Below are 25526 nucleotides of genomic sequence, written 5' to 3'. Positions count from 1 at the left end.
AAGCCGCGACCGCCCTCCCCACCACCCGGCCCGCGGCCGGTCGGTGCGTCGTTGCCCCGGCGGCCTCGACCCGCCCAGTCGTCACGACCGCCGCGTCCGCCCTTGCCGCGCGGTCTGCCCTTGTCGCGGCCACCGCGGGAGCTGACCCAGTGGGAGTCCCACGCGCCCCGGCCCTCGCTGCCGCGGATCGCGTGCACCAGGTCGGGGTTGACGCTCACCCCGTAGCGACCCGTGCCCGACGGGAAGTGCTCGTCGTCCTCGTCGGCCTCGCGCTCCTCGACGAAGAGGTCGAAAAGGGTCTGCCCGACCATCATGTGCTGCCACAGCGGCACCGGGCGGTGCTCCGAGACGATGACCTCCGTGTCGCCGCGCACCTCCCCCAGCCACGCCCCGAACTCCTCGGCGTTGCTGACCGTGGCGGAGAGCGACACCACGCTGACGTCCGGGGGCAGGTGGATGATGACCTCCTCCCACACCGCCCCACGAAAGCGGTCGGCGAGGTAGTGGACCTCGTCCATGACGACCCAGCCGAGACCCCGCAGGGTCGTCGAGCCGGCATACATCATGTTGCGCAGCACCTCGGTCGTCATGACGACGACCGGCGCCTCGCCGTTGATCGACGCGTCGCCGGTCAGCAGACCGACGTTGTCGGCGCCGTGCACGCGCACGAGGTCGGCGTACTTCTGGTTCGACAGCGCCTTGATCGGCGTGGTGTAGAACGCCTTGCGACCCGTCGCGAGGGCCATGTGCACGGCGAACTCACCGACGATCGTCTTGCCTGCGCCGGTGGGTGCGGCCACGAGCACGCCGCGCCCCTCCTCCACTGCGCGGCAGGCCTCGGTCTGGAAGTCGTCGAGCGGGAAGTCGATCGCGGCGGCGAACTCGGCCAGCCGCGGCCAGGTGGCGATCACGCGAGCACCTCTCTCGGGGTCAGGACGCGCAGGGCGCCGGGGACGACTTCTGCGTCGATGGGCAGCTCGGCGAACGACTCGCCATCGGCCTGTGATCGGATGCCTATCGCCTCCAAGCGAACTCGCCGGGCGCGAAGGATCTCGACGGCCGGGTGGCTGGTGTGGGTCCCGGAGTAGACCTTGGGGAAGACCCGCAGGAACGCCGGGATCGACAGGGCGTGCACGATCATGACGTCCAAGTACCCGTCGGTGACATCTGCATCGGGGCACACCCGCATGCCGCCCCCGAACGAGGTCGTGTTGGCGACGGCCACCAGCATCGCGCGGGTCTCGATGCGGTGCCCGTCCAGCTCGACGGCATACGGGATCGCCCGGAAGACGGGAAGCTCGCGCAGCACGGCGAGGTTGTAGCGCATCTGGCCCCGCGGCCACGTCATCCGCCCCGCCCGGGCGTTGACCACGGCGTCGAAACCGGCTCCCAGGACGCCGCCGAACCACCGCTCCCCCGCCACCCCGTGCCGCACGCGCCCCACGTCGATGGAGCGGGTGCAGCCGTCGGTCAGCAGGGCGACCGCCGCCTGCGCGTCGCGCACCGGCAGGCCGAGGTTGCGTGCGAAGTCGTTGCCCGTGCCGGCCGCCACGACCGCGAGGCGCGTCGGGGTGCCGGCGCACAGGTTGACGCCCAGGTGCACCATGCCGTCGCCGCCGACGACGACGACGGTCTCGACCCCAGCGGCGACCGCGTCGCGCCCCCGGTCCCGAGCCTGCTGGTAGTCATGGCCCGACACGTCCAGCACGTCGTGACCTGCTTCCTGGAGCAGGCGTCTGGTCTGGTCACCGAGCCCTCGTCCGACGCCCTTGCCCGCGGTCGGGTTGACGATCAGGGCGACGCGGCGGGACACACCCGAACGCTACAGGGAGGACGCCTGGTCGTCGGGGACGTCCAACCAGTCGGGCTTGTGCTCCTCCTTGCGGCGGTCGAGCAGGAACGCGACGCCGACCGAGGCGAAGTAGAGAAGCACCATCGGGCTGGCGAGGAAGAGCATGGTGTACGCGTCGGGCGTCGGGGTCATGATCGCCGCGAAGACGAGGATGATCATGACGGCCGGGCGCCAGCCCTTGAGCATCGCCTGCGCCGAGATCACCCCCACGAGGTTGAGCGCGACGAGGAAGACCGGGAGGAGGAAGGCACACCCGAAGGCGACGATGAACTTGAGGACGAAGTTGAGGTACTGCGAGCCGTCCTGCAGGTTGTAGGCGCCCTGCGGCGTGAAGCCCAGGAGCACGGCGACCGCCTTGGGCACCATGATGAAGGCGAAGAGGCAGCCGGCCAGGAAGAGGGGGACCGCAGCGACCACGAAGAGCCGCGCGACGAGCTTCTCCTTCTTCGTCAGGCCCGGCACGATGAAGCCCCAGATCTGGAAGAGCCAGATCGGCGAGGCGATGATGAGGCCCACGAACAGCGAGGTCGTCAGCTGCAGCGCGAAGGCATCGGTCATGCCCGCGAAGTTGATGTTGACGACGCCCTCACGGCCCTTCTGCAGGTCACGCAGGGGCTTGGTCAGGGCGTTGATGATCTGGTCGTAGTAGATCCAGCCCAGGATCCCGCCGATGAGAATGGCGATGGCACTGATCGTGATGCGGTTGCGCAGCTCACGGAGGTGGTCCCCGAGCGACATCCGCCCCTCGGGGTCACGCTGGCGTCGGAGTGAGGGCATTCAGGTGAGTCCGTGCACGGCGTCCGGGGACCGGCCGCTCAGAACGTCGTGTCGCGACGGATGTCGTCGGTGCTGCTCGCGGGCGCAGCGGTCGGCGCGCTGGACGTCGTGGAGCTGTTGGCGCGCAGGCGGTCGGCCTCCGCACGCGCCTCGGCGGCGCGTCGCTCGGCGTCGGCGAGGCGGGCCGCCGCGGCGCGGCGCTCGGCGTCCGCGTCGACGACGTCACCCGGGACCGTGGAGCGTGAGGCGTCGCTCGGGGCGGGCTTGCCGTCCTTCTTCAGCTCGTCCACCTCGGACTTGAAGACCCGGGCCGAGCGGCCGAGGCTGCGGGCCATGTCGGGGAGCTTCTTCCAGCCGAACAGGGCGATGAGCACGACCGCGATGATGATGAGTTCGGGGGCACCCAGGTTGGGCATGGTGAGTCTCCTCGTCGAAAGCCGGACCGGATCGGACCGTCAGGGTGCAGCCTCGGTGCTGCAGGTGTCCAGCATACGTGCGTCCGGTGAACCCCACCTGTGTGGTGTCCATCAGCCCGGTGGTGGATCGAGACCGGCACCGTGTCTGGCACCCGCGGGTCAGCCCGGCTGGTCGTATGCCGCGAGGGCCGACCGCGCCTCCTCGGCCACCGCGTCGGCCAGCTCCGGCGGCTCCACCACGCGGGCCTCGCCCCCCAGCCGCAGCACCAGTCGGCGCACGAGCGCCGGGTCGGCGACCTTGAGCGTCACCCGCAACGACCCGTCGGGGCCGCGCTCGACGCCCTCGTTGGGGTAGTAGTCGGCGATCCACGCCGCCCAGCGGCTCGCCTCGATGACCACGGTGAGGTCGTTGTCGCCCGGGACGAAGACGTCGTCGAGGTCGCGTGGGTGCGCGTCGGCGGGTGGGGTGCCGTCGACGTCGAGCACCGAGACGTCCTCGATCCGGTCGAGCCGGAAGAGGCGCACACCGACTGCCCGGTGGCAGTAGCCCTCGACGTACCACTGCGAGTCGAGGTTGAGGATGCGCATGATGTCGACGTCGCGCTCGGTCGACTCGTCACGCGTCGCGACGTAGTAGCGCAGGTGCACCCGCCGCCCGCGCGCGAAGGCGTCCTTGAGGATCGCCAAGGCGGGGTGCTGGCTGCCGTCGTCGAGGTCGAGGTCGATGCGCCCGGTCGGCTCGGCGACGGTCGTGGCAGCCGCGGCGCGGATCTTCTCGAGCGTGCGCTCGGCGACGTCGGAGCCGACGAGCGTCGATCCGAGCGCCTGCAGGCCGGCGGTCAGGGTGACCGCCTCGTCCCGCGTCAGGCGCATGGGGGCCGCGATGTCGTCCGCGTTGTCGAGGTAGATGTGGCCGCTGTCCCACTGGGCGTCGATGAGCTCCGCGTGGCCGTAGCCGGGCGTGCCGCACACGAAGAGCAGCTCGAGGTCCTCGACGACCTGCTGCTCGCCCACGCCGAACTCACGCGCAGCTTCGGCGATCGGCACGCCGCGGTGCTGGAGCAGCCACGGCACCATGTCGAGCAGCCGGCCAAGTCGCTGGGTGGCCGTCTCCGGGGGCCGGCGCGCCGCTGTCCGTCGTGTCGCGCTCATGCCGGCTCTCCCCATGGTCTGCTCTGCTGCCGTGACAGGTTCGTCGGGTCTGCCGCCTCGCGCGACTGCGCCGCGGCGACCGCCAGCAGGGCCGCGCGGACGCCGTCGACGAGCTCGGGCGGCGACACGGCGACCGCGTGGGTGCCGAGGGCGACGACGTCACGCTCGGTCTCGCCGCGGCGGTAGGGCACCTCGATCTCGGCCCACCGCTCGTCGATCTCGGTGGTGCGCCGCGCGAAGCGGCGCAGCGAGTGTCCACGACCCTGCAGGACCCGCACGACGGCGACCCCCTCCGGCTCCGGGAGCTGGGCCTCGAGGGCCACCTCGGGCACGTGGTCGGACGGGACGGCATACGACCCGGCCCGGCCCTTTCGGCGGATCGGCCCGTCGAAGCGGCTGAGCCGGAAGGCACGCTCGTCGCCGCGGTCGACGTCGAAGCCGGTGAGGTACCAGCGTCCGTGCCAGTTCTTCAGCGCCCACGGCTGGACGTGCCGGGTGGTCAGCTCCCCGTCGTTCTTGCGGTAGGCGAAGGTGATCGGCTGCAGCGCTGACACCGCGGCGTGCACCGCCTCGAAGGCGGGCTCGCGGGTGCGGATGCGCGGCTCGGCGCCGGCCGCCACGGACTCGTCGATCTCGACACCCGACAGGCGCAGCTTTCGCAGCCCCGCCGATGCGGCGCCCGAGATGCTCGCGGTCGACCAGGCCCGCGCCGCGAGGGCAATCGCTGCCACCTCGTCGGGCTCGAAGCTGATCGCCGGCAGGGTTGTCTCGCTCGCGTCGATGCGGTAGCCCACCTCGTCGTCGAAGAGGACGTCCAGCACCGTCGTGGTGATGGGTATCCCCATCTCGCGCAGCTCGTCCTTGTCGCGCTCGAACATCCGGTCGAACGCCTCGTCGGAGGTCGCGGCGGCGTAGGCCGGCAGCGACTCGCGGATCTTCTGCTTCGACACCGGCCGACGCGCGGACTTCAGCGCGAGGATGAGGTTGAGCAGCCGTTCGGTCTTCTCGGCCGAGGCAGATGCGGGGCTCATCGAGACCTTCCTGAAGGGGCGGCAGCGCGTAGGGGCAGTCCGACGCTACCCGAACAAGCGATCGAATAGGGTCACCCCATGATCCAGTGGCGACGGGGTGTCGTGCTCGAGGCGCGGTCGCGCTGGGCAGGAGCCATCGAGTATGCCGTCCGGCTGGCCTCCGGGGACACCGTGCCGGCGCTCGGCTACGTCGACGCCGTGGGTGACCTGCCTCCTGGCACGGCCGTGCTGCTCAACACGACGGCCCTCGAGCGCGGGCTCGGAACGGGTGGCCTCGCCCTCGTCGTCGCAGCGCCGGACGCCCTGCCCCACCCGGTCGAGGACGTCGGAGCCGTCCCCGGGCACGTCGTCAAGGCTCGCTACACGCCGAGCCAGACCATGGTCCTCGGCGTGGACGAACAGGACAGCGAGCACCACGCCGTGCTGGCCGACGCGGACGACCTCGGCGGCCTTCCGGTGGTCGTCGCCGACCTGCACTCGGCCGTGCCGGCCGTCCTGGCCGGCCTGCGCGAGGCGGCGCCGGGCCTGCGGGTGGCCTACGTCATGACCGACGGCGGCGCGCTGCCGATCGACTTCTCACGCACGGTTGCCACCCTCCGCGCGGCCGGCTGGCTCCAGGCGTCGATCACGGTCGGTCAGGCCTTCGGCGGCGACCTCGAAGCCGTCAACGTGCACACCGGCCTGCTGGCCGCGCACCACGTCCTCGGTGCCGACGTCGCGATCGTGTCTCAGGGCCCGGGCAACCTGGGCACCGGCACGCGGTGGGGCTTCTCCGGCACCTCGGCCGGCGAGACGGTGAACGCCACCGGCGCCCTCGGGGGCCGAGCCGTCTGCTCGCTGCGGATCTCGGAGGCAGACCCGCGCGAACGGCACCGCGGCGTCTCGCACCACAGCCTGACGGCATACGGCCGCGTGTCGCTCGTGCCTGCGGACGTGCCCGTGCCCCGTCTGCCGGGCACCTTCGGGACGCACGTCCTCGAGCAGGCCCGCGGTCTCTGCGATGGGAGCGGCGGACGCCTCACCCTGCGGGAGGTGGACACCGACGGTCTCGACGCGGCGCTGCGCGAGGCCCCGGTCCCCCTGCGCACGATGGGGCGCGGATATGACGACGACCGCGCCGGATTCCTCGGCGCGGCCGTCGCGGGGCGGTATGCCGCCCGGATCCTGCTCGCTGGTCGCTGACCTCTCAGGGCCGGCGAACGGAGTTGATCAGCGCACGTCGTCGAGGTCGACGACGAAGATGAGCGTCTCGCCCGGCCCGATGGCGGCGCCGGCACCGCGCTCGCCGTAGGCGAGGTGCGCCGGAATGGTCAGCTTGCGCCGACCGCCGACCTTCATGCCCTGAATGCCCTTGTCCCAGCCGGGGATGACCATGCCGACACCGAGCCGGAAGTCGAGCGGGTCGCCCCGGTTCCAGGAGGAGTCGAACTCCTCCCCCGTCGAGTGCGCGACGCCGACGTAGTGAGCGCTGACCGTGTCACCGGCCTTCGCCTCGCGGCCGTCCCCCTCGATGAGGTCCTCGACCACCAGGTCGGCGGGCGCGTCGCCCTCCGGGAAGTCGATCTCCGGCTTCGTGCGGTCCGGGTCCAGTGCCATGCTGCAGGTGCCTTTCGTCAGTGGGGGCGGTCTCAGTACGCGTCGAGGATGTCGACGACGAAGACGAGCGTGTCGGTGCCGGAGATCTTGGGCGGGCTGCCCTTCGCGCCGTAGCCGTCCTTGGGCGGGATCACCAGCAGCACGCGGCTACCGACCTTCTTGCCCACGAGCGTGGAGTCCCAACCAGGGATGACCTGGCCGACGCCGATCGGGAAGTCGGCTGCGGCGCCGCGCTGCCAGGAGGAGTCGAAGACGCTGCCGTCCTTCCAGAGGACGCCGTGGTACTGCGCGCTGATGGTCTGGCCCTTCTGCACCACCGGGCCGCTTCCCTCGACCAGGGTGGCCGACTTGGTCGTCGTGGGGGCCGCCGCCTTCGGCACGGTGACGGTGGGCTCCTTGGTCGGCCCGTTCTTGAACTCGACCGTGGGCAGACCCGCCGGCGAGGCCGACTGCGAGCCCTCGACCTTCGTCAGGGGCGTGTGGACGTCGGCGACGTCGGCGACGACGACGATGGTGTCAGTGCCCTTGACGCCGAGCTGCTCGTTGCCCGCCGAGCCGAAGCCCTTCTCGGGCGGGATGGTGAAGGCGATGCGACCGCCCTTCGTGGCCCCGACGAGCCCCTCGGTGAAGCCGGAGACGATGTCGGTGCGAGCGAGGCGGTAGCCCTCCGCGGAACGACCCTGGGCGTAGCCGTCGTCGATGAGCTTGCCGCTGGTGCCGTTGTAGATCTGCGCGCGAAGGCTCACGGTGTCGACCTTCGTCGCCGCCTTGCCGGTGCCCGGCGTCAGCACCTTGTGCTCGACGGCCTTGGAGCTGATGGGCGTCGCGCCGAGCGCCACCTTGGGCGCGGTCTTCAGGTCGACGGGACCCGTTGCGGTCACTCCCTTGAGGGCGACCGACGCCGCAGCGGTCGTGGTGGCGGAGCCGTTCGAGCCGGTCGAGCTGGAGCCGCACGCGGCGACGGTGGTGAGCCCGAGGGCGGCGATCAGGGCAGCGGCCGTGCGAGCGGCCGTACGGTTGGGACGCACAGGGAAAGACTTTCGGTCGGGACGGGCGGGCATGGAGGTCCCGCAGGGCAAATCCCAGCCACTGTAACCTCCGGCCTTGTGGGCGACCCACAGCGTCCTGACAGGTCCGGGTGGCAGCCGGTGGGCAAGCTGGTAACCGCAGGCGCCGGGATCTGTCAGAGGGGACGCTGGATCGTGGGCGTGCGGTCGATGGTCTCCATCAGCCGCTCGACCCGCTCGTCGACGGCACGGAACGGGTCCTTGCAGAGCACCGTGCGCTGGGCCTGGTCGTTGAGCTTGAGGTGCACCCAGTCCACGGTGAAGTCCCGGGCGTGCGACTGCGCCGCCCGGATGAAGTCGCCCCGCAGCTTGGCTCGGGTCGTCTGCGGCGGCCGCACCTTCGCCTCGAAGATCTCCACGTCGGAGGCCACGCGTGCCGTGCGCCCGTGACGCTGCAAGAGGTAGAAGAGGCCGCGCCGGCGGTTGATGTCGTGGTAGGCGAGGTCGAGCTGCTGCACGCGGGCGTCGGTGAGCGACAGCCCGTGCTTGGCCCGGTAGCGCTCGATGAGACGGTACTTAATGACCCAGTCGATCTCCGTGTCGATGGCGTCGAGGTCGCCCGTGCCGATGGCGTCCAGCGCGCGCCCCCAGAGGTCGAGCACCTGCTTGGTGTCGGGGCTGTCCATGCCCTCGCGATCGACGAACTCCATGGCCTTGTCGAGGTACTCACGCTGCATGTCGAGCGCCGACAGCTCACGGCCGTTGGCCAGGCGAACGGTAGCGCGCCCCGTGGGGTCGTGGCTCATCGTGCGGATCGCCCGGATGGGGTTCTCCATCGACAGGTCGCGCATGACCACGCCCGACTCGATCATCCGCAGCACGAGGTCTGCGCTTCCCACCTTGAGCAGGTTGGTCGTCTCGGACATGTTGGAGTCGCCGACGATGACATGCAGGCGGCGGTACTTCTCCGCGTCGGCATGCGGCTCGTCCCGGGTGTTGATGATCGGCCGGCTCCGGGTCGTCGCCGACGACACGCCCTCCCAGATGTGGTCGGCCCGCTGGCTCACCGCGAAGCTCGCGCCGTGCGCCGTCGCCACCACCTTGCCGGCGCCACAGGTGATCTGCCGGCTGATCAGGAAGGGAATGAACATGTCGGACACGCGCTGGAAGTCGCCCGTGCGGCCGTAGAGGTAGTTCTCGTGGCAGCCATAGGAGTTGCCCGCCGAGTCGGTGTTGTTCTTGAAGACGTAGATCTCGCCCTCCACGCCGTCGTCGCGCAGGCGGCCCTGGGCATCCTCGACGAGTCCCTCGAGGATCCGCTCCCCCGCCTTGTCCTGGATGACCAGCTCGCGCACCGCATCGCACTCGGCCGTGGCGTACTCCGGGTGGGAGCCCACGTCGAGGTACAGGCGGGCACCGTTGCCCAGGAACACGTTGCTCGACCGGCCCCAGGCCACGACCCGGCGGAAGAGGTAGCGGGCGACCTCGTCGGGCGTCAGGCGCCGCTGGCCCTGCGTCGTGCAGGTGACGCCGTACTCGTTCTCGATCCCGAAGATCCGCCGCTCCATGAACCAACTGTAGGCGGCTTGCCCTCCGGTGCCGGTAACGAACGAGCCATAGCGGGTTCCCGCGCCGGCAGGGGTTCTTCCCGCGTCACGACGTCGGCGTCAGCGTTGTGGAGTCGGTCCGGCCCAAGGGACGGGACCGCGGCTGCCGTAGCCGGCTACCGAGCGACGGGTGGACCGTGCATCCGCTTACCCGAGCCTCGATGCTCGAGGTCCTCGGCGGGCCGAGAGCCGGGTGAGCGTGGACATGTGCGCCTGCACTGACCCGAGGGGTCGCGTCTGTGGTGGCAATCGAGGACGGCTGACACAATGGCCGCGCCCCCTCATGCCCGTACCCTCCACCTCCCCTGCATTGGACGGAAATGATCGACAGACCACACTTCAAGTTCTCCCGCCGCGGCTACGAGCCGGAAGAGGTCGACTCCTTCATCGAGTCACAGAACCGCACCCTGCAGGCGGCGAAGAAGGACGCCGCCGAGCGCAGCGTCGAGCTGACCAGGCTCAATGCCGCTCTGACCGACCTGCGGGGACAGCTCGGGCAGCAGGCGCGGGTGATGGCAGACCTCAAGAAGAGCAGCTCCCCCACGCCGGCGCAGACGTTCGCAGACCTCGGTGAGCGCATCGCCCAGATCCTGTCGCTGGCCGACCAGGAGGCCGCGGACCTGCGGGCGCGCGCCACAGCGGAGGCCGACGAGATCCGCCAGCGCGCCACCCGCGCCGCCGGCGATCTCAAGGCCACCACCACGACGTATGCCGAGCAGGCCCGCGCGCGCGCCGACGAGGAGGCTGTGCGGATCATCGCGCAGGCCAACCGAGAGGCGCAGGCGATCGTCGCCGAGGCCCAGAGCGTCACGGCCGCGCAGCGCCAGGAGGCAGCGGCCGAGTTCGAGGCACACCGCCTCAAGGCCTCCACGGCGTCTGCGGAGCTGGAGCTGCAGCTCGCCGCGCGCCGTGAGTCGGCCGACGCCGAGTTCGAGGCCCGCCGCCAGCAGCAGGAGGCCGCTCTCCGCGAGAGCGAGTCGCGCCTGCGCCAGCTCTCCGAGCGCGCCGAGCACGACGCCGAGGAGAAGCGTGCGCGGGCCGAGCGCCTGCTCGAGAACGCCCAGGCGCAGGCCGACCAGATCGTCTCCGAGGCCCGCGACCACTCCTCCCGGCTGCGCGAGGAGTCCGACCGTGAGCTGGCCGCGGCAGGAGCGCAGCGCGACAGCATCTCGGCTCAGCTCGCCAACGTGCGTCAGATGCTGGCCACCCTCGGTGGCGGCGACCTGATGGACTCGTTGGGCAGCCAGGACAAGCCGGCCGAGGGCGCCAGCGCCGAGCACGCACCTCGTGCTGTCGAGTCCGCGCAGGAGGAGCCCTCGCGGGCCGTCGCCGATGAGCGGGGGCGGCAGGCACCGGCGGCCCCGGACACCGCAGCCGAGCAGCAGCCCGGGTCGAACCAGGCTGATCAGGCCGACGAGGTGGACCGGGCCGCAGAGTCAGGAGGCCGCGACCCGAAGACGGCCGACGAGTCGGAAGGGGAAGCCGCTCGCACGGGCGATGACGGGTCTTCCGGCACGGGCGCCACCTCGGTCGACGAGCGCAGCACCTCCGGCAACAAGGTCGGCGCCAGGCGCCGCTGACCTCCCCTCCCGTCGCGGTCCGCCGCAGGAGAGGAGAGAGAACGGCCATCCACCGGTGCCCGGTGGACGGCCGTTCTCCCTCGGGGCTCGTCAGACAGGTGGCTCGGCGGTAGGTGCTTCCTTGGCAGCACCGGAGCCGACGGCGGGCTCAGTGGCCTCCGACGGCTCGCCCAGCAGGCTCGTCAGCAGCGCTCCGCCGATCCGGCGGAAGGAGCGGCGGGGACGGTCACGGTCCAGCACCGCGACCTCGAGCTGGTCCTCGTCCAGCTGTCGGCGCTCGCCGTTCTCGCCCGCGCCGAGCACGTCGACGGCGACCCGCAGGACCTCGCTCAACGCCATGCCGGGATGCCAGGCCGTGGCGAGGCGCTCCTCGGCGGCGTCGCTCGCGCCGCCCATCGCCACGAAGCCCTGCTCGTCGGCGACCGACCCGTCGTAGGTGAGCCGGAAGATCTGGTCACCGGCGCTGTCGGCGCCGACCTCGGCCACCACGATCTCGATCTCGTAGGGCTTCGACTCCTGGGTGAAGACCGACCCCAGGATCTGGGCATAGGTGTTCGCCAGGGCCCGTGCCGTCACGTCGGTGCGGTCGTAGGAGTAGCCCCGCAGGTCGGCGTAGCGGATGCCCGCGACCCGCAGGCTCTCGAACTCGTTGTAGCGCCCGACGGCGGCGAAGGCGATGCGGTCGTAGATCTCCGAGACCTTGTGCAGGGCCCGGGACGGGTTCTCCGCCACGAAGGCGATGCCCCGGTCGTAGCCCACGACGAGGACGGAGCGCCCACGCGCGATCCCCTTGCGTGCGAAGTCTGCCCGGTCCTTCATGACCTGCTCGGGCGGGACGTAGAACGGCATGCTCATCGGGCACCCCCCGGGTTGTCTCGGCGCGAGGCGACGACCCGCTGCACGTGCCCCTCGAGGACGTCCTGCGCGACGAACCGGGCTCCCGCGTGGTCGACGACGGCCACCGTGGGCCAGATCTGGCGGCCGAGGTCCGGGCCGCCCGTCGCCGAGTCGTCGTCGGCAGCGTCGTAGAGCGCCTCGATGGCGACCGACACGGCCTGCTGCTCCTCCAGGCCCGGACGCCACAGCTTCTTCAGGGCGCCACGGGCGAAGACGGAGCCCGAGCCGGTGGAGTGGTGACCCCCCTCGATGTAGCACCCGCCTGTCACGTCGTAGGAGTAGATGCGCCCGGTGGCAGTGTCCAGGTCGAACCCGGCATACGTGGGCACGACCGTCAGCCCCTGCATCGCGAGGGCGAGGTTGCCGCGGATCATCGAGGCGAGGCGGTTGGCCTTGCCCTCGAGCGACATGATGGCGCCCTCGATCTTCTCGTAGTGCTCCAGCTCCACCTGGTAGAGCCGGACCAACTCGATCGCGATCCCGGCCGTGCCCGCGATGCCGACGACGCTGAACTCGTCGGCCGCGAACACCTTCTCCATGTCGCGGTTGGCGATGACGTTGCCCATCGTGGCCCGACGGTCGCCGGCCATGACGACGCCGCCGTCGAACAGCATGGAGACGATGGTCGTGCCGTGCGGAGCCTCGATGCTCGCGCCGGACGGCAGGCGCCGACCGGCGGGAAGCAGCTCGGGACGGTAGGCGGAGACGAACTCGGTGAAGGAGGAGGAACCTGCCGTGAGGAAGGCGTCGTCCAGCTGCCGGGGTCGCCCCGAGGACGGGTGGGTCACTGGCCGCCCTTCTGCACGAAACCGCGGACGAACTCCTCGGCGTTCGACTCGAGCACCCCGTCGATCTCGTCGAGGACGCTGTCGATGTCGTCGGACAGCCCCTCCTTGACCGCGGCACCGGCCGGTGCGGTCGGGGGTGCCTCCGGTGTCTCCGGCGGCTCCTCGTCACGACGCTGTGGCTTGACGTGCTCCTGACCCGGCATGGCTACCTCCCAGACGTGAACGACCTTCCGCCTCGACCCTAACCCGTGTGCACCCCCCGGTCCGAGCACCCACGAACGACGGGCACGCCCCACCCCTCGAAGGTTCGGGCGGCCGGTCTACTCGGGCGTGGCCAGCCCGCGCAGCAGCTCGCCGACGTCGGCGCTCCGCTCGAGGAGGGTCCCCACCTGGGCTCGGGTCCCGCGCTCGGGCTCCAGGATCGGGACGCGCTGGAGGCTCGCGCGTCCCGGGACGTCGAACACGACCGAGTCCCAGCTCGCCGAGAAGACCTGCGCGGTGAACCGTCGGACACACTCCCCGCGGAACCAGGCCCGCGTGTCCTCGGGGGGTGTCGTCTGCGCCGACTTGATCTCCTCGGGCGTGACAAGGTCGCGCACCATGCCGCGGTCGCGCAGCCGGTGGACGAGACCCTTCTCGGGGCGCACGTCGGCCCACTGGATGTCGATGGCCGCGAGCCGGTGGTCGTCCCACGAGAGGCCGTCACGGGCGCGGTAGCCCTCGAGGAGCTTCAGCTTCGCCACCCAGTCGACGAGCGGCGCGCAGGACAGCACGTCACGGCCGAGCCCCGTGAGCACCTCCTCCCAGAGGCGCACGACCTCGGCCGTCGCCTCCGGCTCCGGGTCGTCGCCGCGGCGGTCGAGCCAGGCGCGTGCGGCCTCCAGATGCATCCACTGCAGGTCGAGGGCCGTCACCGTGCGACCGTCGACGAGCTCGACCGTCGCCGCCAGCGTCGGGTCGTGCGAGATCGTCTGCAGGGCGGCCACGGGGCGGCGGATCGACCAGTCCTCGGTGAGGTGGCCGTCCTCGATCATGCCGAGCACCAGGGAGGTCGTGCCCGTTTTCAGCAGCGTGGCGACGTCGAGGTGGGTGGCGTCGCCGAGGATCACGTGGAGGCGGCGGTAGCGGTCGGCCACGGCATGCGGCTCGTCGCGGGTGTTGATGATCGGGCGCTTGAGAGTCGTCTCCAGGCCGACCTCCGTCTCGAAGAAGTCGGCCCGCTGCGAGAGCTGGAAGCCCGCGCCCCTGCTGTCGACGCCGAGGCCCACGCGGCCAGCACCGCAGAGCACCTGCCGCGTCACGAAGAAGGGAATGAGGTGGCGCACGATGTCGGGGAAGGGCGTGCGACGCGGCATGAGGTAGTTCTCGTGGGTGCCGTAGGACTGGCCCTTGCCGTCGGTGTTGTTCTTGTAGAGGTTGACCGGCGGCTGCCCTGGCCGCACCGCCAGGAGGCGCACGGACTCGAGCGCGATGGCGTCGCCGGCGCGGTCCCAGCGCACCGCGTCGCGTGGGAGGGTCACCTCGGGAGAGCTGTACTCCGGGTGGGCGTGGTCGACGTAGTAGCGGGCCCCGTTGGTCAGCACGACGTTGGCGAGCGTGGGGTCCTCGATGTCCGTGAGCTGGCTCGGGTCGGCCGTCTGCCGGTCGAGCTGCCAGCCACGCGCGTCGCGCAGCGGGTCCTCGAAGGCGTAGTCCCAGCTGGACTGGTTGGAGCGGATTCCCTGCGCCGCGGCATACACGCTGACGACCTGGCCGGAGAGGAACATCGGGTTCGCCATGGGGTCGCCCGGCACCGAGATGCCGTACTCGGTCTCGAGCCCCATGATCCGCCGCACCGTCATGGCCCGACGATAACCGCCACCGCCCATCGAACCGTGGGCGGTCCGCCACCTGCCGATGGCGTATGCCGTCCGGCGGCGTTCAGATGGCCCCCAGCTTCTGCAGCCGGTTGAGGGAGAGCCAGCCGAACGGGATGGGCAGCCAGTACGTCGCGAGGCGGTAGAGCAGGACCGACGAGACGGCGGTGCCGCTGTCGACCCCGATGGAGATGAGGCCGAAGGACATGGCCGCCTCGATGCCGCCGAGACCGCCGGGGGTCGGGACTGCCGAGCCGACGATGGCGCCCGCGAAGTAGACGACGGCGATGGCCGCGACCGGCGCGTCGGCGCCGAACGCCCTAGTGGCGCAGACGAGAGCCGCCACGAAGGACAGGTCGAGCATCAGGGACCCGCCGAGCAGCTGGGCGAGCTTACGGGGGTGCTGCAGCACGGCCAGCACCTGTGGGAGTGCCGCCTTCACCTGCGGGAGCACGCGGTCGGTCAGCAGCGCCCGCGCCTTGGGCAGGGCGAGGAGGCCCAGCGCGAGGATCACCACGACGAGGATCCCCGCGACGAGCACCGGGGACGGACTGAACGAGACCGCGGGACCGGTCCCCGCCAGCACGCCCGAGATCACGAGCAGCACGAAGTACGAGCAGAACTGGGCCACCTGGGCCACGCCCACACTGGCACCGGCCACCGTCGGGGAGAGCCCGGAGGTCTGCAGGTAGCGCGTGTTGAGCGCGATGTTGCCGACGGCGGCGGGAGCGACGAGACCACTGAACGCCACCGCGAGCTGGGTCATGTAGGTCCGGATGAAGCGCAGGTGGATCTGCACGGCGCCTCCGAGGGCGAGCGAGGCCCCGGCAAAGGTCGCGGCCGCGAACAGGCCCAGGAGCGCCGCCCAGCGCCAGTCCGCCGTGCTGACCACCTGGCCGAGGTCCACCTGCGCCAGCTGCGTCAGCACGATGTACGCCGCGATGCCACCCATGACGATGGTGGCCACGCTCTTGAGCGAGATGCGGCGCAGCTGCACGGGCTCGACGGCCTCCGCCTGCGGCCGCAGCGCAACGAGCCGCTCGCGCAGCTCATGCATGACCGACTTGGACTCCTTGAGCGCCACCCGGGCGTCGGGGCTCAGGGCGACGGGCTGCAGCACCGGCACTGCGCGCAGGACGGCATCCTCCCCGAGCGCGGCCACCGCCGACGTGACGGTGCGCTCGGGCCCGACGGCCAGGGCCACGGTGGTGAGCAGCTGCGCGAGGTCGATGCGCAGGCTGATGTCGTCGGCGGCCACGTCGCCGCTGCCGAGCCGGGCGAGGGCCACGCGGCCGCGGTCGTCGACGAGGACCGTGCTCGGCCCCAGCTGCCGGTGCACGATCCGCCGTCGATGCAGCGTGGCGGCGAGTCGCCAGATCGCGGCGAGCCGCGCGTCGTCGAGGTCGCCGTCGACCTCGCTCAGCGGGGTGCCCTCCGGCTCGACGTAGGCGATGACGGCCGAGAACGGCCCGACCTCGGAGACGGCGACGGGTCGCGGAGCGCGAATGCCGGCGTCGTGCAGGGCCAGGCCCATCAGGGCGCGGTGCTCGATCTCGGACTGGAGGGTGAGGGCCGGCGGACGGGTGAAGCCGCTCCGCAGCCGGAGCACCCGCAGCAGGCGCCGCCCCGAGGCCAGCCCGAAGGTGTCGCGGTCGATCACGTGGACGTCGAGCGTGCCGTCCGGGGTCCCGCCGAGGTAGCGACGGTCGCCGGCGTCGTTGGCGTCGATGAGCTCGAGGCGAGTCAGCGGGATGCCGCCGGAGACGAGCACCCCGGCCACCTCGATGCCCGGCGGCCTCGTGGAAGTCACCCCGAAGACCAGCCGGAACGCCAACCCGACGAGCCAGCCGACGAGGAGGGAGCAGGCGAGCGCCGCCAGCGTCATGGCACCGGAGAGCAGCGTCGTCACCAGCGTGGCGATGACGACGCCGGTCGCGATCGGCGAGATCCACTTGCGGCCCGAGATGTCGGCCACCGTCAGGAGCGCCAGCATCGAGACGACGACGATGTCGAGAGGACCGGTGTGCCCGGTCGGCGTCGGGCGCGTGAGCACGCTCGTGATGATGCCGCCGTTGCCCGACTGGACGAGCAGCGCGAGGACGATGACGAGGACGCCGCCGACGACGGCCGCCCCGAGCGCCTGGATCAGCTGCATCGGGCGCCGGCGCACGATCAGGTCGGCCCCCACGGCGATCGGCAGCAGCAGCACGCCGATACCGCTCAGCCACCCGAGCAGGGTGAGCAGCAGGCGGGGCAGGCCGCTCGTGGCGTCGGTCAGGTCCTGCTCGACGGCGCCGCGGGTCCCGGCGGCGAGGTCCGCCACGACGAGGCCGAGGACCAGCAGCACCACGGCCACGGCAAGGCGTACGCCGTCCGCGGGTCGACGGACCCGTAGCGGGATCGGCGGCTCGACGACGTCGACCTCGGGCATCCTGGATGCGGGCACCGCCACCGGCGGCTCGACCGCCGACTCGTCGTCCTGAGGTTCTCGAAACCCGTCGTCCAGGTGCTCCGCCGTTGACTGCATGCTCTCCCCCGTGGTCTCGTCCGCCGGCTCACCGCGCTCGGTCACGTCTCCCCCGGAAGGGGTACGCGTCCTGTCCGCGTCGCCTGGCATGGACCAATCCTGCCCGAGCGGACGCTGGATTGAGCGCAGCGCCGCCGCGATGGGCCCCTGGGAGGCTCCTCGACGCCACGGATGCCCGGTCTGTCCACCGTCGCCGAGCGGTGCGACACTGGCCCCGTGACGGCGACCGACTCCTGGGACATGCCCCTGCGCACCAAGCTCCTCGTTCGCGCGCTGAACCGGTCCCGCGGCTCCGATGAGTTGCTGGTTGCCGACGAGATCGCCCGCAGCAGAGCGTGGTTCGCGCCGGCCCGCCTTCCCTTCACGTGGATCACGGGACCAGTCCCGTCGGGCGTCGAGATCGGTGCCACGAGCTTCGAGGCGCGCGACGGCCACCGCGTCGACGTGCGGACCTACCGGCCGCGCCACACCGAGGGGCAGGCGCTGCCGACGATGCTGTGGTTCCACGGCGGCGGCTGGGTGCTCGGCAACACGCGCGGCTACGACCCGATCTGCGCCTGGGTGGCCGACCGGGCGGGCGTGGCGGTGCTCAACGTGGACTACCGCCTGGCCCCCGAGCACCGGGCGCCGCGGGCGGCATACGACTGCGTGGACGCCGCCCGCTGGGCCGCCTCCGACGCCTCGGGGCCGGGTATCCGCCGCACCGGGCTCGGCCTGGCCGGCGACTCCGCCGGGGGCAACCTGGCGGCCGTGACCGCCCAGGTGCTGCGGGACCAAGGAGGGGCCGAGGTCGCCTACCAGGCGCTGCTCTACCCGGCGGTCGACGCGACGATGAGCTCAGCATCGGTCGCCCTGCACGCCCGGGCGCCGGTCCTGACCAGAGGCGACATGGACGCCTTCCTGGCCCACTACCTCGGCGACGCCGCCGACGCGCTGCACCCGCTCGACCCCCTCGTCTCCCCGCTTCACGCCACCGACCTCGGCGGCCTGCCGCCGACCCTCGTGCAGACGGCCGACCTCGACCCGCTTCGTGACGAGGGCGCCGCCTACGCCAGCGGGCTGCGAGCGGCCGGCGTCGAGACGCAGCACACCAACTACGCGCGGGTGCCACACGGCTTCATGAGCTTCCCCGGGGCCACGCGGGTCGGCAAGGCCGCCCGCTCCGAGCTCGTCGACTGGGTCTCGCGCCAGGCACGACCCGGAACGGTCGGATAGTGTGCGAACGCACGCGGGTCTCATGAGGGATGGTCTCGAAGTGAACGATGTCGTCGTGTTCAGCGGGTCGGCGCACCCGGCGCTCGCCGACCGGATCTGCTCCCACCTCGGCGTGGCGCGGTCCCCCGTCGACATCAAGAGGTTCAGCAACGACTGCCTCCAGGCACAGCTGCTGGCCAACTGCCGCCAGCGCGACGTGTACATCGTGCAGCCGCTCGTGCCACCGACGCAGGAGCACCTGATGGAGCTGCTCCTGATGATCGACGCGGCGCGGGGGGCCTCCGCCGCCCAGATCACGGCCGTCATGCCGCACTACGCGTATGCCCGCTCGGACAAGAAGGACGCCCCCCGCATCTCCCTCGGCGGCCGCCTCGTCGCCGACATGATCTCGACGGCAGGTTGTCACCGCGTGCTGACGATGGCACTGCACGCACCACAGGTGCACGGCTTCTTCTCCACTCCCGTCGACCACCTGACCGCGATCGGGGTGCTCGCCGACCACTTCCGCGAGACCGACCTCACGAACTCCATCGTCGTGAGCCCCGACCTCGGCAACGCCAAGGTCGCCACCCAGTTCGCCCGCCTGCTGGGGCTTCCGGTGGCTGCCGGTTCGAAGCAACGCGTGTCCGACGACCGGGTCGTCATCGACTCGATCGTGGGCGACGTGTCGGGCCGGCGAGCCGTGATCCTCGACGACGAGATCGCCACCGGCGGCTCGATGCTCGAGCTCATGGACCGGCTCAAGGACGCCGGCGCCACCGAGGCGGCCATCGTCTGCACCCACGGCCTCTTCGCCGGCAAGGCGGTCGAGCGCCTGCGCGGGCACCCGTTCGTCACCGAGGTGGTCACGACCGACACCGTCCCCGCGCCGGACGGCTGGCCCGAGCTCAAGGTCCGCTCGGTCTCGGCCCTGTTCGCCGAGGCGATCAGCCGCATCCACCACGGCCGCTCGGTGAGCTCGCTCTTCGAGGGGGTCGACCCCACCCATGCCCCGCCGCAGGCCCGGCTCCCCTTCGACACGCCCTCATGACCCGACCCGTCTGGTGGCGCCGCCCCGCGGTCGCCTTCGCCGTCGACGTGCTGCTCGTCCTGCTGTTCGCGGCCATCGGTCGGGCCAGTCACGACGAGTCGGGGCCCGTTCTCGGCGCCCTGCTCACTGCCTGGCCCTTCCTGACCGGCACCGTCGTGGGCTGGGCCGTCGTCCGCGTCAGGCGGCGCGGGTGGCCGCTCGACGTCGGGCCCGGCATCACGGTCTGGTTCGCGACGGTCGCCGTCGGCATGCTGTTGCGCCGGGCCGTCGGAGCGGGCACGGCTGCCAGCTTCGTCGTGGTGGCCTCGGTCGTGCTGGCGCTGTTCCTGCTCGGCTGGCGTGTCGTCGGGGCGTATGCCGCCCGCCGCGCCGGACGCCGTACACCCGCTTCCTGACGGCGACCCGGGGAGGCCCCGACGCGCCACGTGCCCACCCGACCCGAGGTCGGGTGGGCACTTCCACGCACGACGTCAGAGGTACTGGCCGGTGTTGGCGGTGGCGATGGAGCGACCCGGCTCGGTGCCATCCTTGCCCTTGATGAGCGTGCGGATGTAGACGATCCGCTCGCCCTTCTTGCCGCTGATACGGGCCCAGTCGTCGGGGTTGGTTGTGTTGGGCAGGTCCTCGTTCTCCTTGAACTCGTCGACGCAGCTGGCCAGCAGGTGCTCGACGCGGATGCCCTTCTGCCCCGTCGTCAGGAAGTCCTTGATGGCGAGCTTCTTGGCCCGGTCGACGATGTTCTGGATCATCGCGCCGGAGTTGAAGTCCTTGAAGTAGAGGATCTCCTTGTCGCCGCCCTGGTAGGTGACCTCCAGGAAGCGGTTCTCCTCCATCTCGGAGTACATCCGCTCGACGGCCGCCGTGATCATCGCCCCGACGGTCGCCTCACGGTCGCCACCGTTGACGGCGAGGTCGTGCTCGTGGAGCGGGAGGGTCTCGGTGAGGTACTTGCTGAAGATGTCACGGGCGCTCTCGGCGTCGGGACGCTCGATCTTGATCTTGGCGTCGAGCCGTCCGGGCCGCAGGATGGCCGGGTCGATCATGTCCTCGCGGTTGCTGGCACCGATCACGATGACGTTGTCGAGACGCTCGACGCCGTCGATCTCGGCGAGCAGCTGCGGCACGATCGTCGTCTCGACGTCGCTCGACACACCGGAGCCGCGGGTGCGGAAGAGCGAGTCCATCTCGTCGAAGAACACCACGACGGGCGTGCCGTCAGACGCCTTCTCGCGGGCCCGCTGGAAGATGAGCCGGATGTGGCGCTCGGTCTCACCGACGTACTTGTTGAGCAGCTCCGGGCCCTTGATGTTGAGGAAGTAGCTCTTCTCGGTCGCCTTGCCGGTGCGCGCCGCCACCTGGCGGGCGAGCGAGGCGGCGACGGCCTTGGCGATGAGCGTCTTGCCGCAGCCGGGCGGGCCGTACAGCAGGACCCCCTTCGGCGGCTTCAGCGCGTGCTCCTTGTAGAGCTCGGGGTGCAGGAACGGCAGCTCGACGGCGTCGCGGATCTGCTCGATCTGCCCGGACAGGCCACCGATGTCCTCGTAGTCGACGTCGGGCACCTCCTCGAGGACGAGCTCCTCGACCTCGAGCTTCGGGATCACCTCGTGGACGAAGTTGGACCTGGGGTCGAGCGTCAGGGAGTCGCCGACGCGGATGATCTCTGCGAGCAGTGGCGTCGCGATGCGGCAGACCCGCTCCTCGTCACCGTGGGTCACCACGACCACCCGCTCGTAGTCGATGCGCTCCTTGACGGTGACGACCTCGCCGACGCGCTCGTAGCCGTGCACCGAGACGACGTTGAGAGCCTCGTTGAGCATCACCTCCCGGCCGAGGCCGAGGTCCTGCTGGTCGACGGACGGGCTGATCGCGACCCGCATCTTGCGCCCACCGGTCAGGATGTCGATGGCCCCTTCGTCCGGCGGATCGATGACGAGACCGTAGGTGCTCGGCGGTTGGGCGAGCCGGTCGACCTCCTTCTTGAGCGTGATGATCTGCTCGCGGGCGTCCTTCAGCGTGCGCACCAGGCGCTCGTTCTGGGACGAGAGCGTCGACAGGCTGGTCTGGACATGCGCCAGTCGTGCCTCGAGCTCACGCGTGCGCTGGGGCGAGTGCCGCGCCACCTCGCGCAGCGCCTCGACCTCGGCGCGCAGGGCCGCGAGCTCGCGGTCCCCCGTCTGGGGAACCCCGGCGCCGGCGGCATCCTGGGGGTCTGGGTTGCGGACGTCATCAGACATCTCGGCCTCCTCATCCGTCACTCGCACATAGTGACGATTCGACCCTAACCCCGCTTCACCCGATGTCGTCGAAGGTTTCGACCAGTGATCGGCGCACGCGTCGGATCGTCTTGTCGCTCTTTACCCGTTCGCCGAGCGCCTCGGCCGTCCAGGCGTCGGCGGGAATGTCGGTGGATGCGGTGGAGCCCGGCTCCGGGGTCCTGCCGCCGGCATCGCCGTCGAGGTCGGAGGCGATGCCCTCGCTGTAGGCGCCCTTGGCCGGCCGCCGCTTGCGCTCGGGAGGCACGACGCCCGGAGCCAGTCGGCGGGTGGTGATGAGGAAGCCCGTGTGCCCGTGCATCCGGTGCTCCGGCCGCACGGCCAGTCCCTCTAGGTGCCAGCCACGCACGAGCGACTCCCACGCCGACGGCTCGGTGAAGCCGCCGTGGGCGCGGATGCCCTCCGCCACCCGGCTTAGCTGGGTCGTCGTGGCGACGTAGCAGATCAGGACGCCGCCGGGCAGGAGGGCCTCCGACACGGCGCCCAGGCACTCCCACGGGGCCAGCATGTCGAGCACGACGCGGTCGACCGTCCCCGCCTCCGCGACGGTCGGCAGGCACTCGACGAGGTCGCCGACCGTCACCGTCCACGCAGGGTGGTCGCCGCCGAAGAACGCACGACCGTTGCCCCTGGCGATGTCGGCGAAGTCCTCACGACGCTCGAACGACAGCAGCCGGCCGCGCTCGCCGATGGCGCGCAGCAGCGACATCGAGAGGGCACCGCTGCCGACCCCTGCCTCGACGACCGTCGCACCGGGGAAGATGTCGGCCATCTGGACGATCTGCCCCGCGTCCTTGGGGTAGACGACCGCAGCGCCACGGGGCATCGACATGACGTAGTCGCTGAGGAGCGGCCGGAGCGCGAGGTACTCCACGCCGGCCGTGTTGGTCACCACCGAGCCGTCGTGCGACCCGATGAGGTCGTCGTGGCGCAGGAAGCCGCGGTGGGTGTGGAACTCTCGGCCCGGCTCGAGCGTGATCGTGTGAAGCCGGCCCTTGGGATCGGTCAGCTGCACCCGCTCGCCCACCTCGAAGACACCGCGACGGGAGTGCGCGCCCGGAACGTGGTCGTGCGCGGCGTCGGGCTGCGCGGTGTCGGGCTGCTCGGCGTCGGTCATGGGAGCACAGTCTAGGTGCCGCTCGCCGGTGCTCCGGACACCCTCCGCAGCGTCCCCACCTCGACCTCGTAGCGGCTCTGGCGACCAGCGGGGCCGCCGAAGAAACGGCGGCGCAGGGCGCCGTGGACCTCGACGACGTCTGCGCTGCGCAGCCGTAGCGCCGTCCGGCGGGTGCCCGCCGTCCAGCAGACCACGTCGATGGTGTCGACCGTGGCACGCTTCCGTGGCTCGCCGCCCGAGCGACGCCGGGGGCCGGTGTCGTCACGGGGCACGACGACCCGCAGTGTGACGATGCGGTCCCCGCTCGGCAGCTCGCGCTCCTCGGCCTCGGCCGCCAGCCGCCCGCTGAGGACCACCTCGTTGCGGCCCGGCGCCATGGCGGACGGAGCCGTTGCCGCCGCGGCCCCGGCCTCCTTGCTCGCCGGCCTCCGAGTGGCCGGAGGGCGCGACATCGTCGTCCCAGCCGCCGTGGTGGTCGTGGTGGTCGTCTCATTCCGGCTGGTCCTCATCGCATCTCCCTCCGGCCCGCCCATCGGGCCCTGCGACAACCGTCATGCCGAGCCGGGCACGATGCACCTTCGACCTCAGCGGCTGTGGACGGGGCGCCCTTGCCGCGCGGGGGTGTGGACGCGCACCCTCGCAGACCCCGACCCGCGGCTCAGCGGCGGCTGCGTCGGGCCAGCTCGGCACCGACGACGGCGTTGATGTGCTCGGCGCTGGCCAGGCCGCGGATGTCGCGAGTCGCATCGTCGACGACGACGGCGAGGGACAGCCCGCGTTCGCTCATGACGCGGATCAGGTCGGTGAGCACGGCGTCGCCGGGCAGCGCGACCACCCAGGCGCCTGGCTGCGCCAGGGTGACGGACGCTATGGGCGTGCGGTCCCGACTGCCGGCCGGCATTCCTGCCGTCGATTCGGCATCGACGACGCCCACGGGCCACCCCGCGGGGTCGGCGGCAGCCACCCAGGCGCCCGATGCGACGACGGCCGCGACGTCCGCGACGGCGGTCGTGCCGGCGACCAGCGTGAGCGGCTCCAGGACGTCGCTCGCGCGTCCGGCCGTCGCCTCGTGGATGCGTCCGGCCCGCACAGCAGCCGTGGCGCCCTGCCAGAGGAAGAACGCGATGGCGACCGGCCAGACGATGTCGAAGATGTCCGGCGAGCGCCCCTCGGCCAAGGGGCGCAGGGCGAACCATGCGACCGTCAGCACCGCCACCACCCGGCCCAGCCAGCCCGCCGCGACCAGTCCTCGCCCCTTGCTGCCGGTGGCCCGCCACACGAGCGCGCTGACGATCTGACCACCGTCGAGCGGCAGACCGGGCAGCAGGTTGAAGAGTCCGACGAGGAGGTTGGCGACCGCGACGATGCCGAGCAGCGTGTCGGCTGTCTCGTTCGTCGCGACCGCCTGGATCGCCCAGACCACCGCGGCGAGGACCAGGTTCGACAGCGGACCCACGACCGCCACGAAGGCGGTGGTCGTGGGCGAGCTGCGGGTGGCGTCGTAGACCGTGTGGCCACCCCAGACGTCTGCGACGATCCGGCTGACCGGGTGTCCGCGCCAGCGGGCCGCCAGGGCATGGGCGGCCTCGTGCACGAGCACCGACACGAGCAGCAGCACGGCGTACCCGGCCGCGAGCAGGTAGCCGTAGGAGGCGCCTCGGTCGGGGCGTGCGAGATTGGGGCCGAAGACGACCACGATGAGCACTGCGATGACGGGCCATGAGCGCCCGAGGTAGACCGGGGTGCCGGCCAGGGTGCCGATCCGCCAGCCGTGGGCCGCGGCCGGGCGGGCGGGAGTGCTCATGCGCCGACCCTATGCCCTGCCGTGCCGGTGGCCCTGTGCCGACCCTGTCCCCCACCTGTGGGTGGTGTTCGGCCGGTGTCGGTGCCGCGGCATACAGTCGCCCCATGGTTGCAGCACTGTCCCCGAGTCGGGCCGCCGACTTCATGTCGTGCCCCCTGCTCTACCGGTTCCGGGTCATCGACAAGCTGCCGTCGCCGCCGACGCCCGCCACGGCTCGGGGCACGCTCGTGCACGCCGTCCTCGAGCGGCTCTTCGACCTCCCGGCCGTGGAGCGCACGATCGAGGCCGCAGTCGGTCTCGTGCCGCAGGAGTGGGAGCGCCTGGCTGGAGAGGAGCCTGCGATGCTCGACCTGCTCACCGAGCAGGACGGGCGCACCGACGAGTGGTTCGCCGCAGCGGCCGGCCTGCTCGAGACGTGGTTCGGCCTCGAGGACCCGACCCGGCTGGAGCCCGCCGAGCGCGAGCTCTACGTCGAGACGGAGGTCGACGGGCTCGTCCTGCGCGGCTACGTCGATCGGCTCGACGTGGCGCCGAGCGGGGCGCTGCGGGTCGTCGACTACAAGACCGGCCGGTCGCCCTCGGAGCACTTCGAGGCCAAGGCCCTGTTCCAGATGAAGTTCTACGCCCTGGTGCTGTGGCGCCAGCGTGGCGTCATCCCCAAGCGCCTGCAGCTGGTCTACCTCGGCAACAGCGAGATCGTTGCCTACGAGCCCGACGAGCAGGACCTCCTCGGCACCGAGCGCAAGGTCAAGGCGCTGTGGCAGGCCATCGAGCGGGCCGCCACCACGGGCGACTGGCGGCCCAACCCCAGCCGCCTCTGCGACTGGTGCGACCACCGGGCGCTGTGCCCCGCCTGGGGCGGCACCCCTCCCCCACTGCCCGTCGACGCAGCGTCGCGCGCCGTGGACCCAGCCGTCACGGGACTCGTCGAGATCGACGCCTGAGCCCGGCGGCTGGCGGACCCCGTCGTGCGGTGGCACGGGGTCACGGGGCCTTGGGGG

General features: G+C 71.4%; 24 protein-coding genes. 6 read left to right on the top strand and 18 right to left on the bottom strand.

Going from position 1 to position 25526, the window contains the following annotated elements:
- The 6 genes from AC3WRT_RS19225 to AC3WRT_RS19200 form a co-directional block, all read right to left on the bottom strand.
- Nucleotides 1-911, bottom strand: a 911-nt coding sequence (locus AC3WRT_RS19225) for a DEAD/DEAH box helicase (protein WP_492724787.1), incomplete at its 3' end; no start/stop codon positions are given.
- Nucleotides 908-1813, bottom strand: a complete 906-nt coding sequence (locus AC3WRT_RS19220) for a YegS/Rv2252/BmrU family lipid kinase (RefSeq protein WP_492724785.1) — start codon at nt 1811-1813, stop codon at nt 908-910. The genes AC3WRT_RS19220 and AC3WRT_RS19225, both read right to left, overlap by 4 nt.
- Before the next feature lie 9 nt (nt 1814-1822).
- Nucleotides 1823-2629 carry a twin-arginine translocase subunit TatC gene (gene tatC / locus AC3WRT_RS19215; protein WP_492724783.1) on the bottom strand — a complete coding sequence of 269 codons (807 nt, stop codon included), beginning with the start codon at nt 2627-2629 and terminating at the stop codon, nt 1823-1825.
- A gap of 38 nt (nt 2630-2667) precedes the next feature.
- The gene (gene tatA / locus AC3WRT_RS19210; protein ID WP_492724781.1) at nt 2668-3045 is read right to left on the bottom strand and encodes a Sec-independent protein translocase subunit TatA; all 378 of its coding nucleotides are present in this window, start codon (nt 3043-3045) and stop codon (nt 2668-2670) included.
- Nucleotides 3046-3204: 159 nt separating this feature from the next.
- Nucleotides 3205-4197, bottom strand: coding sequence for a helix-turn-helix transcriptional regulator (locus AC3WRT_RS19205; RefSeq protein ID WP_492724779.1), 993 nt, complete (start codon nt 4195-4197; stop codon nt 3205-3207).
- Nucleotides 4194-5228 (bottom strand): helix-turn-helix transcriptional regulator, encoded by a 1035-nt coding sequence (locus tag AC3WRT_RS19200; protein ID WP_492724777.1) that lies wholly within the window; start codon nt 5226-5228, stop codon nt 4194-4196. Before AC3WRT_RS19200 ends, AC3WRT_RS19205 begins: the two co-directional genes overlap by 4 nt.
- A gap of 78 nt (nt 5229-5306) precedes the next feature.
- On the opposite strand from AC3WRT_RS19200, the gene AC3WRT_RS19195 reads away from it, so the two are divergent.
- Complete coding sequence (locus AC3WRT_RS19195; protein ID WP_492724775.1) at nt 5307-6410, top strand: DUF3866 family protein; 1104 nt, start codon at nt 5307-5309, stop codon at nt 6408-6410.
- 27 nt (nt 6411-6437) lie between these two features.
- Here the strand turns inward: AC3WRT_RS19195 and AC3WRT_RS19190 are convergent, their stop codons facing one another.
- The 3 genes from AC3WRT_RS19190 to pafA all read right to left on the bottom strand — a co-directional run bounded on the left by AC3WRT_RS19190 (nt 6438) and on the right by pafA (nt 9399).
- Entirely contained in the window at nt 6438-6824 is a 387-nt protein-coding gene (locus tag AC3WRT_RS19190) for an FKBP-type peptidyl-prolyl cis-trans isomerase (RefSeq protein WP_492724773.1), read from the bottom strand.
- 32 nt (nt 6825-6856) lie between these two features.
- Complete coding sequence (locus AC3WRT_RS19185) at nt 6857-7852, bottom strand: FKBP-type peptidyl-prolyl cis-trans isomerase (RefSeq protein ID WP_492724771.1); 996 nt, start codon at nt 7850-7852, stop codon at nt 6857-6859.
- Nucleotides 7853-8007: 155 nt separating this feature from the next.
- Nucleotides 8008-9399: a Pup--protein ligase gene (gene pafA, locus AC3WRT_RS19180; RefSeq protein ID WP_492724769.1), complete on the bottom strand. Its 1392-nt coding sequence runs from the start codon at nt 9397-9399 to the stop codon at nt 8008-8010.
- Nucleotides 9400-9758: 359 nt separating this feature from the next.
- Between pafA and AC3WRT_RS19175 the strand changes: the two genes are divergently transcribed.
- Entirely contained in the window at nt 9759-11018 is a 1260-nt protein-coding gene (locus tag AC3WRT_RS19175) for a hypothetical protein (RefSeq protein ID WP_492724767.1), read from the top strand.
- A gap of 90 nt (nt 11019-11108) precedes the next feature.
- Here the strand turns inward: AC3WRT_RS19175 and prcA are convergent, their stop codons facing one another.
- The 5 genes from prcA to AC3WRT_RS19150 all read right to left on the bottom strand — a co-directional run bounded on the left by prcA (nt 11109) and on the right by AC3WRT_RS19150 (nt 17176).
- Complete coding sequence (gene prcA, locus AC3WRT_RS19170; RefSeq protein WP_492724765.1) at nt 11109-11873, bottom strand: proteasome subunit alpha; 765 nt, start codon at nt 11871-11873, stop codon at nt 11109-11111.
- Nucleotides 11870-12703, bottom strand: a complete 834-nt coding sequence (gene prcB / locus AC3WRT_RS19165; RefSeq protein WP_492724763.1) for a proteasome subunit beta — start codon at nt 12701-12703, stop codon at nt 11870-11872. The genes prcA and prcB overlap by 4 nt, the downstream gene beginning before the upstream one ends.
- Nucleotides 12700-12906, bottom strand: a complete 207-nt coding sequence (locus AC3WRT_RS19160) for a ubiquitin-like protein Pup (protein WP_056756869.1) — start codon at nt 12904-12906, stop codon at nt 12700-12702. Before AC3WRT_RS19160 ends, prcB begins: the two co-directional genes overlap by 4 nt.
- A gap of 117 nt (nt 12907-13023) precedes the next feature.
- Nucleotides 13024-14544: a depupylase/deamidase Dop gene (gene dop, locus AC3WRT_RS19155; protein ID WP_492724761.1), complete on the bottom strand. Its 1521-nt coding sequence runs from the start codon at nt 14542-14544 to the stop codon at nt 13024-13026.
- Nucleotides 14545-14623: 79 nt separating this feature from the next.
- Nucleotides 14624-17176, bottom strand: coding sequence for a lysylphosphatidylglycerol synthase domain-containing protein (locus AC3WRT_RS19150; protein WP_492724759.1), 2553 nt, complete (start codon nt 17174-17176; stop codon nt 14624-14626).
- A gap of 126 nt (nt 17177-17302) precedes the next feature.
- Here AC3WRT_RS19150 and AC3WRT_RS19145 point away from each other — a divergent pair, with 126 nt between their 5' ends.
- From AC3WRT_RS19145 to AC3WRT_RS19135, 3 genes are read left to right on the top strand one after another with little or no spacing between them, the layout of a single operon-like run.
- Nucleotides 17303-18301 (top strand): alpha/beta hydrolase, encoded by a 999-nt coding sequence (locus AC3WRT_RS19145; protein WP_492724757.1) that lies wholly within the window; start codon nt 17303-17305, stop codon nt 18299-18301.
- A gap of 40 nt (nt 18302-18341) precedes the next feature.
- Nucleotides 18342-19331, top strand: coding sequence for a ribose-phosphate diphosphokinase (locus AC3WRT_RS19140; protein ID WP_492724755.1), 990 nt, complete (start codon nt 18342-18344; stop codon nt 19329-19331).
- Nucleotides 19328-19726 (top strand): DUF3054 domain-containing protein, encoded by a 399-nt coding sequence (locus tag AC3WRT_RS19135; RefSeq protein WP_492724753.1) that lies wholly within the window; start codon nt 19328-19330, stop codon nt 19724-19726. The genes AC3WRT_RS19140 and AC3WRT_RS19135 overlap by 4 nt, the downstream gene beginning before the upstream one ends.
- A gap of 75 nt (nt 19727-19801) precedes the next feature.
- Here the strand turns inward: AC3WRT_RS19135 and arc are convergent, their stop codons facing one another.
- The 4 genes from arc to AC3WRT_RS19115 all read right to left on the bottom strand — a co-directional run bounded on the left by arc (nt 19802) and on the right by AC3WRT_RS19115 (nt 24525).
- Nucleotides 19802-21565, bottom strand: coding sequence for a proteasome ATPase (gene arc, locus AC3WRT_RS19130; RefSeq protein ID WP_492724751.1), 1764 nt, complete (start codon nt 21563-21565; stop codon nt 19802-19804).
- A 55-nt stretch (nt 21566-21620) separates the two neighbouring features.
- Nucleotides 21621-22721, bottom strand: a complete 1101-nt coding sequence (locus AC3WRT_RS19125; RefSeq protein WP_492724749.1) for a tRNA (adenine-N1)-methyltransferase — start codon at nt 22719-22721, stop codon at nt 21621-21623.
- Nucleotides 22722-22732: 11 nt separating this feature from the next.
- Entirely contained in the window at nt 22733-23230 is a 498-nt protein-coding gene (locus AC3WRT_RS19120; protein WP_492724747.1) for a single-stranded DNA-binding protein, read from the bottom strand.
- A gap of 149 nt (nt 23231-23379) precedes the next feature.
- Nucleotides 23380-24525: a site-2 protease family protein gene (locus AC3WRT_RS19115; protein WP_492724746.1), complete on the bottom strand. Its 1146-nt coding sequence runs from the start codon at nt 24523-24525 to the stop codon at nt 23380-23382.
- Nucleotides 24526-24629: 104 nt separating this feature from the next.
- On the opposite strand from AC3WRT_RS19115, the gene AC3WRT_RS19110 reads away from it, so the two are divergent.
- The gene (locus AC3WRT_RS19110; protein ID WP_492724744.1) at nt 24630-25469 is read left to right on the top strand and encodes a RecB family exonuclease; all 840 of its coding nucleotides are present in this window, start codon (nt 24630-24632) and stop codon (nt 25467-25469) included.
- Nucleotides 25470-25526 lie beyond the last annotated feature (57 nt).

It is taken from the genome of Terrabacter sp. FW104-15G4B (assembly GCF_058790095.1).
The sequence above is the reverse complement of the archived record's forward strand: the minus strand, read 5'-3'. Positions and strand labels throughout refer to the sequence as shown.